At 62.8% G+C, this 13,019-nt stretch carries 12 protein-coding genes; 8 read left to right on the top strand and 4 right to left on the bottom strand.

The annotated features are described in order from the left end of the window. Positions 1 to 44 precede the first annotated feature (44 nt). A complete protein-coding gene (locus EOC94_RS19105; protein ID WP_348627395.1) occupies positions 45 to 680 on the top strand; it encodes a haloacid dehalogenase type II in 636 nt (211 codons plus the stop codon). 215 nt (positions 681 to 895) lie between these two features. Here the strand turns inward: EOC94_RS19105 and EOC94_RS19100 are convergent, their stop codons facing one another. The 3 genes from EOC94_RS19100 to EOC94_RS19090 form a co-directional block, all read right to left on the bottom strand. Continuing rightward, the gene (locus EOC94_RS19100) at positions 896 to 1,345 is read right to left on the bottom strand and encodes a DNA polymerase III subunit chi (RefSeq protein ID WP_095483205.1); all 450 of its coding nucleotides are present in this window, start codon (positions 1,343 to 1,345) and stop codon (positions 896 to 898) included. Positions 1,346 to 1,364: 19 nt separating this feature from the next. Continuing rightward, positions 1,365 to 2,876, bottom strand: coding sequence for a leucyl aminopeptidase (locus EOC94_RS19095; protein WP_127292633.1), 1,512 nt, complete (start codon positions 2,874 to 2,876; stop codon positions 1,365 to 1,367). Between the two features lie 101 nt (positions 2,877 to 2,977). Next, positions 2,978 to 4,153, bottom strand: coding sequence for an NAD(P)/FAD-dependent oxidoreductase (locus tag EOC94_RS19090; protein ID WP_127292631.1), 1,176 nt, complete (start codon positions 4,151 to 4,153; stop codon positions 2,978 to 2,980). Between the two features lie 28 nt (positions 4,154 to 4,181). Here EOC94_RS19090 and EOC94_RS19085 point away from each other — a divergent pair, with 28 nt between their 5' ends. From EOC94_RS19085 to rsmA, 7 genes are all read left to right on the top strand, one after another. Further along, positions 4,182 to 4,499, top strand: coding sequence for a hypothetical protein (locus EOC94_RS19085; protein WP_127292629.1), 318 nt, complete (start codon positions 4,182 to 4,184; stop codon positions 4,497 to 4,499). After that, entirely contained in the window at positions 4,496 to 5,698 is a 1,203-nt protein-coding gene (lptF, locus tag EOC94_RS19080) for an LPS export ABC transporter permease LptF (protein WP_126107129.1), read from the top strand. The genes EOC94_RS19085 and lptF overlap by 4 nt, the downstream gene beginning before the upstream one ends. Before the next feature lie 16 nt (positions 5,699 to 5,714). Then, positions 5,715 to 6,797 (top strand): LPS export ABC transporter permease LptG, encoded by a 1,083-nt coding sequence (gene lptG, locus EOC94_RS19075; RefSeq protein ID WP_126107130.1) that lies wholly within the window; start codon positions 5,715 to 5,717, stop codon positions 6,795 to 6,797. Then, on the top strand, positions 6,797 to 9,220 hold the full coding sequence (locus EOC94_RS19070; RefSeq protein ID WP_164897936.1) for an LPS-assembly protein LptD: 2,424 nt from the start codon (positions 6,797 to 6,799) through the stop codon (positions 9,218 to 9,220). The genes lptG and EOC94_RS19070 overlap by 1 nt, the downstream gene beginning before the upstream one ends. A gap of 249 nt (positions 9,221 to 9,469) precedes the next feature. Further along, a complete protein-coding gene (locus EOC94_RS19065) occupies positions 9,470 to 10,405 on the top strand; it encodes a peptidylprolyl isomerase (RefSeq protein WP_185928278.1) in 936 nt (311 codons plus the stop codon). A 12-nt stretch (positions 10,406 to 10,417) separates the two neighbouring features. Continuing rightward, positions 10,418 to 11,446 carry a 4-hydroxythreonine-4-phosphate dehydrogenase PdxA gene (gene pdxA, locus EOC94_RS19060; protein ID WP_127292620.1) on the top strand — a complete coding sequence of 343 codons (1,029 nt, stop codon included), beginning with the start codon at positions 10,418 to 10,420 and terminating at the stop codon, positions 11,444 to 11,446. A 22-nt stretch (positions 11,447 to 11,468) separates the two neighbouring features. Further along, positions 11,469 to 12,308, top strand: coding sequence for a 16S rRNA (adenine(1518)-N(6)/adenine(1519)-N(6))-dimethyltransferase RsmA (rsmA, locus tag EOC94_RS19055; RefSeq protein ID WP_095483202.1), 840 nt, complete (start codon positions 11,469 to 11,471; stop codon positions 12,306 to 12,308). A gap of 34 nt (positions 12,309 to 12,342) precedes the next feature. Here rsmA and gmk read toward each other — a convergent pair whose 3' ends face one another. Further along, a complete protein-coding gene (gmk, locus tag EOC94_RS19050; RefSeq protein ID WP_164547246.1) occupies positions 12,343 to 13,017 on the bottom strand; it encodes a guanylate kinase in 675 nt (224 codons plus the stop codon). Between the last annotated feature and the right edge of the window lie 2 nt (positions 13,018 to 13,019).

The following is a 13,019-nucleotide window of genomic DNA, read 5'->3' as shown; positions in this document are numbered from 1 at the left end:
ATCCGTGCCAAAGACGCGGTGTGCGGATCGAGGAGCCGAATGTGATGCCATTGGATGGTGTACGTGCCTTGGTATTCGACGTATTCGGCACTGTCGTCGATTGGCGCAGCGGCGTGGCGCGCGAAGCTGAACCGTTCCTGAAGCGGCATGGAGCCGGAACGGCCATTCCTGCCGCTTTCGCAGATGCGTGGCGCCGCCGTTACTCCCCAGCGATGGAGGAGGTGCGCAGCGGCCGGCGGCCCTTTACACGGCTCGACGTGCTGCATCGGGAGAATCTGGAAGCTGTTTTGCCAGAATTCGGGATCGACCCGGCGTCGGTGCCGGCGTCCGAGCTGGACGAACTGAACCTGGCATGGCACCGATTGGAGCCATGGCCGGACGCGGTGGCAGGCCTCACACGGCTGAAGGCCCGCTATATCATCGCGCCGCTCTCGAACGGGAACATCGTCCTCATGCTCAACATGGCGAAGCGTAGCCGCATCCCCTGGGATGCGATCCTCGGCGCCGAAGTCGTGCGAGCGTACAAGCCGATGCCGGAAGCCTATCTTCGCACCGCTGACGTCCTGGCAATGAAGCCAAATGAGATCTGTCTTGTGGCCGCTCACAATGGCGACCTTGCAGCGGCTCGGCATGCGGATTGCGAACAGCCTTTGTCCCGCGTCCGACCGAGCACGGATTAGCGCAGACCACGGACTTGCACCCTGATCAGGCCTGGGACCTGGTGATCAGCGACTTCATTGAATTGGCTGAACGGCTTCAGTTGTAGCGCGTCTCAACGATCAGCAAACCACCCTTTCAGGGTTCTTCCACTTTTGGTCCGATGCTCTTTATTCGGCATCGCGACCCGATTGCTCGGCGATCTGATCCCAGGTTGACGATAGCCAAGGCGGCAGCTTCACGCCTTGCGTTCCCAGCGCCGATCTGAAGTCTGCTGCCAGTAGGTGACCGCGTGGCCGGCTTCCTTCATCGTCTTCCAGTGCATGCGCGCCGCCTCGACCTGGGCCGCATCGTGGCCGTCGAATAGGAACACGGCGCGCTCATAACTACCAAGCTCCGGCGGCGCCGCGCCGTCGACCAGGAAGCGTATCTGCGCCTCGTTCGGATTGTCCTGGCCGGTGGTCAAAAGGATCGGCTGCTCGGCCAGATGGGATTCGCGGTCCGTCGCGTGCGCCAGGAACGAATCGTCTCTGAATATCCACAGATGCTGGTCCAGCGCGTCGCGCCGCTCCTCGGTGCCGGCCTGCACCACGGCGCGCCAACCGCGATCGACGCTGCGCTCGAGCAGGCCGGGGAGTGCATCCTCCAGCGTCGATTCGGTCAGATGATAGAATAGGACGTCGGCCATGATCGCGCCTTGAAAGGCCTCACCCCTCGTAATTGTCGCGCAGAAGTCGGTCGAGCAGCCTGACGCCGAAGCCGGAAGCCCAGGACTGGTTGATCTCGCTGGACGGCGCGCCCATCGCGGTGCCGGCGATGTCGAGATGCGCCCAGGGCGTATCCTTGACGAAGCGCTGCAAGAACTGCGCCGCGATGATGGCGCCGCCGTAGCGGCCGCCGATGTTCTTCATGTCGGCATTTTTCGAATCGATCAGCTTGTCGTATTCGGCGCCGAGCGGCATCCGCCACACTCGTTCCTGCGTCGCCTGCCCGGCGCTCGTCAGCCTGTTCGCCAATTCGTCATCGTTGGAGAACAGCCCGGCATAGTGCTGGCCGAGCGCGACCATGGTGGCGCCGGTCAGCGTCGCCAGATTGACCATGAATTTCGGCTGGAAGCGATCGTTGCAATACCACAGCGCGTCGGCCAGAACGAGGCGGCCTTCGGCGTCGGTGTTGAGCACCTCGATGGTCTGACCCGACATCGAGGTGACGATGTCACCGGGACGCTGCGCGTGGCCGTCGACGGCATTTTCCACTAGCCCGATGATGCCGACGACGTTGGCCTTGGCCTTGCGCGCGGCCAGCGCGTGCATCAGCCCTGTCACGGCGGCCGCGCCGCCCATGTCGCCCTTCATGTCCTCCATGCCGGAGGCCGTCTTTATCGAATTGCCGCCGGTGTCGAAAGTGACACCCTTGCCGACGAAGGCAACCAGGCTGTCCTTGGCCTTGCCGCCGTTCCATCGCATGACGGCTATGCGGGCGCCACGCGGCGAGCCTTGCGCAACGCCGAGCAGCGCGCCCATGCCGAGCTTCTTCATATCCTTCTCGACCAGGATCTCGACCGTGACGCCGAGCGCTTCCAGTTCGCTGACGCGGGCGGCGAATTCCACCGGCCCGAGTATATTGGCCGGTTCGTTGACCAGGTCGCGCGCCAGGAGCACCCCGTCGATCACCGCCACCTCGTCGGCGAAGGCCCTTTTCGCCGCCGCCGGATCGGTGGTGTGGATGGTCACCTTGACCGGCTTTTTGGGCTCGGCCTTCTTGCCATCGCGCTGGCCGTCGCCATTGTCCTTTTTCGTCTTGTACTTGTCGAAGGTATAGCTGCGCAGAAGGATGCCCGCGGCAAGCTGTGCCGCTTGCCTGCCGCCGACGTCAGCATCCGGCAGATCGAGCACGACGGTCACCTCGGTGGCCTTGCGCAAGGATGCAGCGATCGTGCCGCCGAGCTTCAGCCAGGCATGGTCGTCGAGCCCCGAGACCTTGCCGGCGCCGACCGCCACCAGCCGGTCGAGCGATGTGCCCTCCGGCGCCAGCACTTCGACCAGGCTGGCGAACTTGCCGGAAAAGTCGGCCACCGGAAACGCCCGCTCCAGGGTCTTTGCCGGATCGCAAGCCTTTGCCGCATCGCCGAGACCGCCATCGTTGGCCGCCAGCACGAAGACACTGCCCTTTTTGGGCGCTGCGAATTTGGCGAAGGCGATCGAAGGTCTCGAAGTCATCATGTCCTGCTTTCGGGAACGGCGTTGGGTTTTGGGAGAGTGCCTTGACGAAACCCGATACTTGGCCGTTTCCGACCGCAAGCACCACCCTATTTTTCAGTTCATCGCCTCTGCCTGACGATCTGCTGCGCGATTGCCTTGGCCTGAATTCGGGCATTGGCGAAGCAACCGCGAATGCTTGGCCGCATGCCGGTAAACCACAGGCCGGGCAATTTCGGGTCGGTCTCGCCGCCGTTGAAAAGGGGAACGCCCCTGCCGTCGAGGACGCCGAGCTTGCCAACCATGCGTTCGAGCCCGGTGCGGTAGCCGGTCGCCGCGATGACGATATTGGGAGCGATCAGGTTGCCGTTGTCGAGGATGACGCCGTCGCGGGTAAATTCCCTTACCTGCGGCAGTATCACGACCTGACCGGCCTTGATGGCGCGAACGGCGCCGTCGTCGGTGGCGATCGCAGTGTAGTCGTCGGTCAGGCGGCTTGCGCCCCCCGAGGACGCGGGCGGCAGGCCAAACTTCGTCAGGTCGCCGAAAACCAGGCGCTGCGTTGCCGCCATCACCGCATCGGCGAGCCAAACCGGCAATCGCGCCAAGAACGGCGAAAGCCTGTGGACGGCGATCTTGCCGATGCGTTTGGGCAGCAGCGAGGGGCCGTTGCGCGCCGACAGCCAGATAGAGGCGGCGTTCGCCCCCGCCAGATGATTGAGCACGTCGAAGCCCGAATTGCCAGCGCCGACAACCAGCACCTTTTTTCCCGCATAATCCTCGGCTTTGCCAAAATCCGCCGAATGCATGATGCGGCCGGCAAAGTCGTTGGCGCCCTTCCACTGCGGAATGAACGGCTGCCGGTCGCGCCCGGTGGCAACGACGACATGATGCGCCGGCAGGGGCCCGGCACTAGTCTCAACGGTCCATTGATCGCCGTTGAACGCGATCTCCCCGACAGCGACTCCAAGCCGGATCGGCAGATTGTGCGCCTGGCTGAAATCGTTCAGGTGGCGGATGACTGCTGTTTTGTGGGGAAAGGCGGGGGTGCCTGCGGGATAGTCGACGCCAGGCAGCGTCGAGAGATCGCGATGCGAATTGAGATGCAACCGTTCGTGCCGCCGGTACCAGGGCTCGGCAAGCCGGCTTTCCTTTTCCAGGACAAGCGTCGGCACGCCGGCCTTTGTCAGCGCATGGGCGGCGGCCAGCCCCGCCGCGCCGGCGCCGATCACGATCGCACCGTGAGAAATCGATTCCTGGCCGGTTTGACCGCGCAATTCTGTTACTTCTGCTTCCATGTCTGTACCCGTCGCGGCCACGGCGGCCATGACCGTGATCGGCGCGACATTTGGTCGTTTTCCGGCATTTGGCAAGACTTTGCCGGAATCAGATCCCATATGGCGGATGGAATCGATGGCGATTCGTAGCGGCACGGCCCCGCTTTCCTGCCGCAACTTGTTGTTAACCATCGATGTTCGCCCTTTCTTATCCATTGCCGCCGACACTCCGGCCACCGGGAATAACGATGTGGGACGGGAAACCAGATCGAACCGTCAAACGGGACCGGTTGTGCAGGCGTCGCCGGACGACTACTTTGTCTGGAGGCATGATGCCGTTCGGCAAAATCGAGAAAAGCCTTTATGAAGGTCGTTGAACGCTACATCATGCGTCGTGCGTTGGCGGTGTTCCTGGCAGCGCTCATTTGGACGCTGGCGATCGTGTGGACGACGCAGGTGCTCGCCCGCATCGACCTCGTCACCGACAGCGGCCAGTCGGCGCTGACCTTCTTCGAGGTCGCTGCGCTGATCATTCCGTCGATCATCCCGATTGTCGTGCCTTTCGCCCTGGTGGTCGCCGTCGCTCAGACGCTGAGCGCGATGAATTCCGATTCTGAGCTTGCCGTCTTGAACGCCGCGGGCGCCTCGCGCTGGACCATCGTCAGGCCGATCATGCTGCTGGCGCTGGCGGCCAGCGTCTTGTCGTTCGCCGTCGACAACGGCGTCGACCCTTATGCACGCCAGAAAAACCGCCAACTGGTGGCGTCGTCGCGTGCCGATCTATTGTCGCTGATCATCCAGGAAGGCACCTTTCGCAAGATTGACGACGGCCTGTTCCTGCAGATTGGCGAGCGGCTTCCGGACAACCGCCTCGGCGGCATCTTCGTCGCCGATTCGCGCGAAGAAGGCGTTAACCTCATCTACTACGCCAAGACCGGAGCCATCATCGAAAGCGGCGACGAGAAGGTGCTGATGATGAACGACGGCGTCATCCATCGCGAAACGCTGACCGGCGATCTTTCGGTCATCCGATTCACCTCCTATGCCTTCGACCTGTCCGCCTTCATGTCGGCCTCATCGGACGTGTTGCTTTTGCCGAAGGACCGGACGACCCAATACCTGCTCAATCCCAGTCCGAACGACAAGGCGTTCCAAAAAAAGCCGAACAGGTATCTGGCCGAGCTCAACCAGCGTTTTTCCGAATGGTCCTATTCACTTGTCTTCGCGCTGATCGCGCTTGCGGTCGCGGGAGATGCGCGATCCCATCGCGAGGCGCGCATCCATCCGCTGATCACGGCCATCGCGATTGCGCTTTTCGTACGTTGGCTTGGTTTCTTTGCCGCCGGTAAAGCCGACAACGTTCCGCAATATGCCTATATGGTCTACGGCGTTCCTATCGTGGCGTCCGCGGTCGCGACATGGTTCATAGTCTCCAACCGGACCATGGAGCTGCCGGTCGCCTGGGCCGACTGGATGACGAATTTCGCCGGTCGCTTCAGTGACGGCTGGAGCGCCATCAAGCTTCGCTTCGCCAGGCGTGGCGCTTCTGGCCAAGGGGCCGGCTAATGGGCTGGACACGCTAATGGGCTGGACCCTGGGTAGATACTTCTTCTTCCGCTACGTGACGATCACCATCTGGTTCTTCATCGGCCTGTTGGCGCTCGTGTTCCTGATCGACTTCACCGAGCTTTCCGGTCGCACGACCGGCTTGCCGGGCTTCACCTACGGGACGGCGTTCGCCATTTCAGCGCTGAGGATGCCGATGATCATGCTGCAGACGGTGCCGTTCGTCGGGCTATTCTCGGCGATGGCGACGCTGGTCTCGCTCAATCGCAGATATGAACTGGTCATCGCGCGTTCCGCCGGCGTGTCCGCATGGCAATTCCTGCTGCCGTGCTGCATCGGGGCGCTGCTGTTCGGCGTGTTGTCGGTCGGCGTCATCAATCCGATCGCCGCGCATGCGTTTTCCTGGTCCGAAAAGATCGAAACCCAGCTCCGCTCCGGCAAGTCGAACGCCGTGTCGGCCGACGCCGAGCCCTGGATCCGGCAGAAAACCAGTACCGGCGATACCATCATCGGCGCGCGCGCCATTCTCAATCAGGGCCTCGAGATGGCCGATGCCGTCTTCTTCGTCCTCAGCCCGCAAGGCGACATCGTCGAACGCAAGGACGCGGCGCACGCCTTTTTGCGCGATGGCTACTGGGAACTGCAGGACGTCAAGGTTTTCCGGGACGGCAACATCCAATCGGTGGCAAGCGACCGGGTGTCGACCAATCTCAAGCCCGAATTCGTGCAAGAGCGGCTGGCGCGCCCGGAAACCATCCCTTTCTACGATCTGCCCAGCAAGATCGAGGTTGCCCGCTCCTTCGGCCTCAAGGCAAATGCCTTTGCCATGCAGTTTGATTCGCTGGTGGCGCTGCCGTTCCTTCTCGTCGCCATGACGCTGATTGCCGCAACGGTGTCGATGCGATTTGCGAGGATGGGACAATCCGCGACGATGATTCTGGGTGGCGTCCTGGCTGGGTTTCTGCTTTATGTCGTGACGGTGCTGGTCAAGGCATTCGGCGTGGCGGGATTCGTACCCACAGTCGTGGCTGCATGGGTTCCGGTTGTCGTGGCTATGTTCTTCGGGGTGACTTTCTTGCTGTACAAGGAAGACGGCTAGTGAGGGGGGCGGTTTTGCGCATCCATAGGCAGGCCGGTTTGGCGCGCCTCTATGGGGCGAGCGCCTTGGCATGCCTGCTCGCTTGCGTCGTCCCGAATATTCCGGCTTCTGCCCAGGATATCAGCGACATGGCAGCCGACGTCCCCGCCGGCTCGCAAATGCTGCTGGCGGCGGATACGCTGGTCTATGACAACGACAACCAGACAGTAACGGCCGTCGGCGGCGTCCAGATCGACTATGGCGGCAACCGCCTTGTCGCCCAGCGGGTCGAGTACAATCGCAACACCAAGCGCCTCGTCGCCAGCGGCAATGTCGAGGTCATCAACAGCGACGGCACCAAGATCTATTCGCAGCATGTCGACATCACCGACGATTTCGCTGACGGCTTCGTCAACGCGCTGCGTGTCGAAACCGTCGACAAGGCATATTTCGCCGCCGAAAGCGCGGAACGCATGGGCGGCGTGCTGACGACGTTCCACAACGGCGTGTACACGGCTTGCGAGCCGTGCGAGGACCAACCAGACAAAGCGCCGACCTGGCGCATCAAAGCCAGAAAGATCATCTGGAACGGCGAGAAGAAGACGGTTCGCTTCGAGAATTCGAATTTCGAGTTCTTCGGCTTTCCGCTTGCCTATCTGCCGGCCTTCGAGATTGCCGACCCTACCGTTAAGCGCAAGAGCGGCTTCCTGATTCCCGGCATTGCCTACAAGAGCGAGCTCGGCGTCGGCGTCAAAGTCCCCTATTATTTCGCGCTCTCACCAACCTACGACCTCACCGTCACCGGCAGCGGCTACACCAAGCAAGGCTTCCTCGGCGAGGCCGAGTGGCGCCAGCGCTTCAACAACGGCCAGTACAGCCTAAAGGTCGCCGGCATCCGGCAAGAGGACCCCGACGAATTCATCGACAGCCACGGCAACAATGTCGATTCAGGTTCGGCCGGCGACCCGAACAAGTTCCGCGGCATGATGGGCACCAAGGGTCAGTTCGCCATCAATCCGCGCTGGGACTTCGGCTGGGATGTCCTGTTGCAGACCGACAAGAACTTCTCGCGCACCTACGCCATCGAAGACTTCAACGAGAGCGTGCACCGCTCCTCAATCTACCTGACAGGCCTCAACGGCCGCAACTATTTCGACGTGCGCGCCATGCGCTTCGAGGTCCAGGAAAAGACGCTCCCTGACGATCCGACCGCGCGCGCCGGCAAGCAGCCCTGGGTGCTGCCCTCGCTCGACTACGCCTACATCCCCGACATGGCTGTGGGCGGCGGGCAATTGTCGTTCAATGTCAACGCACAGGCCATCAGCCGTGAAAGGCTGGATAGGATCCTTTCCGATCCGAACAACGCTGCGTCCGTCAATAATGTCCGCGGCATCGAGGGCCAATCGGGCCGCCTCACCACCGAAGCGGAATGGAAGCGCACGTTCACCACCGATGGCGGGCTGTTGCTGACGCCGCTGCTGGCGCTGCGCGGCGACGTCGGTTATGTGAATGCGTCCTCGGCCTCGCTCACCGCCATCAACCAGATGGCGATGAACCCGGAGATAAATGCCAGCGACGACATGCGGACATCACTCGCCCGCTACATGGCGACCGCCGGGCTGGAAATGCGCTGGCCGGTGCTGTTCTCGTCGACCAGCTCCAGCCACATCTTCGAGCCGATGGCGCAGGTGTTCGTGCGTCCGAACGAGCAATATGTCGGTGGCCTCGCTGTCCCCAACGAGGACGCCCAGAGCTTCGTCTTCGACGCCACGACATTGTTCGAGCGTGACAAGTTCTCCGGCTACGATCGCATGGAAGGCGGCACGCGCGCCAATGTCGGGCTGCGCTATTCCGGCGCCTACGACAATGGCTGGAGCACCAACGCGCTGTTCGGCCAATCCTACCAGCTGGGCGGTCGCAACTCCTTCGATTCGCCGGACCTGGTCAATGTTGGAGCCGATTCCGGTCTTGAGACCGAGACCTCCGACTATGTCGGCCTCGTCGGCTTTAATAGCCCCAGCGGAGTTTCCGGCTCGGTCAGCGGCCGTTTCGACGAGCAGAGCCTTGAGGTTCGCCGCGCCGAGGTGAAAGCAGCCTATTCCGGCCTGCCGATTTCGCTCAGCGCCAAATATGCCTTCATCCAGGCGCAGCCGCTCTATGGCTTCACGACCGATCGCCATGAGGTCACGCTCGGCGCCTCGACGCAACTTGCCGAGAACTGGCGTGTCTTCGGCACCGGCACCTACGATCTGGAGCAAAGTGTCCTGGTCAAGGACGGGGTCGGCTTTGCCTATAGTGATTCATGCTTCACCTATTTGATGACGTTCTCAGAATCCCGCGACCTGGAAACCAAGGAAGTGTCGCAGAACATCGGTTTCAACTTGTCGTTCCGCACGCTCGGCGATTTCGGCTCGTCACAAAGCTCCATCGACACCATTCAGTAGCAGACACTAGCCAGTAGCAGGCGGCTGGCCAGCAGCAGACGGCCGGAACAGACGCCAACGTATCGGCCCGAAAGTCGGAATTGATTTTCGGAAAGCACGATGCGTAGATTCAAAGTGTTTAGAGAGTACCTTGTGCGCCCAAGTGGACGCACGTCGCTCTAACGACATTGTTTCGCCGCATAGGGCAGGCACGGGTTTCAGCTCCCTCATAATGAGATAGAATTGGGCCGGAACCGAGATAGAATTGGGATGCTTTCGATGAGGAAATACCTCTTTTCGGCAGGGTTCGCGCTGCTGGTGGCGGCGACCTCGGCCTCGATCACTATGATGCCGCCGCCGGCTTTCGCCAGCCAGATCAAATACGTCGTCAACAACGTACCGATCACCACCGGCGACATCCAGCATCGGGCTGCCTTCCTGCGCCTGCAGCGCAAGAAAGGCGACGCCGCCGACGAGATGATCGAGCAGACGCTGCGCGTCGCCGAAGCCAAGCGTCTCGGCATCCGCATCAGCGACGCCCAGGTCGACGCCGCCTATCAGCGCTTTGCCACGACCAACAAGATGCAGCTCAAGCAACTCGATGGCGTCATGGCGCAGTCCGGCGTCGGCAAGGAGCATTTCAAGGAGTTCATCCGCTCCCAGATGGCCTGGAATCAGGCACTGACCGCGCGCCATCGCTCCGAGAGCGGCGGCGGCGCCATGAGCGAGCAGGACGCAGTCAGGCGCATGCTCGACAAGGGCGGCGCCAAGCCGACCGCCATGGAATACATGCTGCAGCAAGTCATCTTCGTCGTGCCGGCGGCCGAGCGCAGCGCTACGCTGTCCAAGCGCAAGCGCGAGGCTGACGCCATGCGCGCCCGCTTCAACGGCTGCAACACCTCGCGCGAATTTGCCAAGGGCCTGATCGACGTCACCGTTCGCGATCTCGGCCGGGTGCTGGCGCCGCAATTGCCGCCGGAATGGGCCGACCAGATCAAAGCCACCAAGGTCGGGGGTGCCACCAGCACGCGCGAGACGGATCGCGGGGTCGAGTTCATCGGCATCTGCTCGTCACGCGAAGTGTCCGACGACAAGGCCGCCCAGATGGTGTTCCAGAGCGAAGGCGCAACCGGCAAGGACGCCGACGAGCTCTCCAAGAAGTACGTCGAGGAGTTGCGGAAGAAAGCCCGCATCGTCGAGCGCTAAGACACCCTGGGCGTGCCAGAGATACAGCTTCCGCTGGCGTTGAGCGTCGGCGATCCGTCCGGCATCGGGCCGGAGATCGCCATTGCCGCCTGGCAGGCGCGCGACAGCGCCGGTGTGCCGCCCTTCTATCTTCTCGCCGATCCGGTGCTGATTGCCGCCCGGGCGCGCCGGCTCGGCGCCGATGTGCCAATCACCGAGACAATGCCAGCCGAAGCGGCGCGCGTCTTTGCAAGCGCCCTGCCCGTCGTGCCGCTTGTCGCCCGCTTCGTCGACGACCCCGGCCGGCCGGACCCAGCCAACGCCGCCGGCATAATCGAGGCGATCGACCGCGCTGTTGACGACTGCCTTGGCGGTCGCGCAGCGGCTGTCGTCACGTGCCCGATCGCCAAGAAGCCGCTCTACGATGCCGGTTTCCGTTTCCCCGGCCATACCGAGTATCTGGCGCATCTGGCGACGCTCCACACCGGCGCAGAAGCGATGCCGGTGATGATGCTTGCCGGTCCCGAGTTGCGCACGGTTCCGGTCACCATCCATATTGCGTTGAGCGAGGTGCCGAAAGCGCTGACGACGGACTTGATCGTTGCGACCGCCCGCATCACCGCCGCCGACCTCGGACATCGTTTCGGCATCGCCAAGCCTCGGCTTGCCATTGCCGGCCTCAATCCGCATGCCGGCGAAGGCGGCGCGATGGGCGCGGAGGACGAGCACATCATCCGCCCGGCGATCGACAGGTTGAGGGCGGAAGGCATCGATGCTTTCGGGCCGCTGCCGGCCGACACGCTGTTCCATGCCCGCGCCCGAACCGGCTACGATGTGGCGCTGTGCATGTACCACGACCAGGCGCTGATCCCGGCCAAGGCGCTGGCTTTCGACGAGGCGGTCAACGTCACGCTCGGCCTGCCCTTCATCCGCACCTCCCCGGATCACGGCACCGCCTTCGATATCGCCGGCAAGGGCATAGCCCGGGCCGACAGCCTGATCGCGGCGCTAAGGCTCGCCCGCAGGCTTGCCGACACCGGGACGAAGGCTGCCATCGCATGAGGCTTTGCATGAGAGCGGTCGCATGAGCATCGACGGGCTGCCGCCGTTGCGCGCGGTGATCGAACGCCATGGGCTGCAGGCGAAAAAGGCGCTTGGCCAGAATTTCCTGCTCGACCTCAATCTGACCGGCAAGATCGCGCGCACCGCCGGCGACCTGACGGACGCCACGGTGATCGAGGTCGGTCCGGGTCCAGGCGGCCTAACCCGGGCGCTGCTTTCCCACGGCGCTGGTCGGGTCATCGCCATCGAGCGCGACGAGCGCTGCCTGGCGGCGCTCGCGGAGGTGTCGGATCACTATCCGGGCCGTTTGGAGATCATTGCCGGCGATGCGCTGAAGACGGATTTTGCAGCGCTTGCCCAAGGGGCGCTTGGGGGCAACGGATCTGTGAGGATCGTCGCCAACCTGCCCTACAACATCGGTACCGAGCTTTTGGTGCGCTGGCTGACCGTTGCCGATTGGCCGCCTTTCTACGCATCGATGACGCTGATGTTCCAGCGCGAGGTGGCCGAGCGCATCGTCGCCCGCCCCGGCAGCGATGCCTATGGCCGGTTGGGTGTGCTGGCAGGCTGGCGGACGGAAGCAAAGATCGCTTTCGACGTGCCGCCGCAAGCGTTCACGCCGCCGCCCAAGGTGGTGTCGTCGGTGGTGCATCTGGTGCCGCGGGCAAGTCCCCTGCCCGCCGAGGTCAAGAAGCTCAGCCGCGTCACCGAAGCGGCCTTCGGCCAACGCCGCAAAATGCTGCGCCAGAGCGTCAAGGGCCTCGGCGGCGAAGCCCTGCTCACGCGCGCCGGCATCGATCCGACGCGGCGCGCCGAAACGCTTGATATCGAAGAATTCGTGCGGTTGACCAACGCAGTGTAGCTCTTCTCCTCGTTTACGGGGAGAAGGAAGGCGCCTAATCCGTCTTCTCGTCGAGCAGGCCCGAGACGAAATCGAACAGGCCGGGCCGGCGGTCGCGCCTGAGTCGCTCGGCGATGACGATGCCGCGCACTTCGGCGAAGGCACGATCGAGATCGTCGTTGATGATGACGAAATCATATTCCTTCCAGTGCTCGATCTCGTTGCGGGCGTTCTTCAGACGCGTCTCGATCACCGATTCCTGGTCCTCGGCACGGCGCTTCAGTCGCGCCTTCAATTCCTTCATCGAGGGCGGCAGGATGAAGATGGAAACGATATCGGCGCGCATCTTCTCCTTGAGCTGCTGGGCACCCTGCCAGTCGATGTCGAACAGCATGTCGCGGCCCTGTGCCAGCGCCAGTTCGGCCGGCTCACGCGGCGTCGCATAGCAATTGCCATGCACTTCGGCCCATTCGAGCAGCTCGTCTGAATCGCGCAGCCGCTCGAACTCACGCATGGTGCGGAAATGATAATGGACGCCCTCGATCTCGCTGCCGCGGCGCGGCCGCGTGGTGACGGAGACCGACAGTTCGAGGCTGGAATCGCTTTCCAGAAGGTTGCGCGCAATCGTCGACTTGCCGGCACCGGACGGCGACGACAGCACGAGCATCAGACCCCGGCGACGAATGCGGGAACCCAAATCCTTAGCAACCACAGGCTCTTTGGCGACCATCA

The organism is Mesorhizobium sp. M6A.T.Ce.TU.016.01.1.1, assembly GCF_003997065.1.
In the GTDB taxonomy this organism is placed as follows: Bacteria; Pseudomonadota; Alphaproteobacteria; order Rhizobiales; family Rhizobiaceae; genus Mesorhizobium; species Mesorhizobium mediterraneum.
The sequence above is the reverse complement of the archived record's forward strand: the minus strand, read 5'-3'. Positions and strand labels throughout refer to the sequence as shown.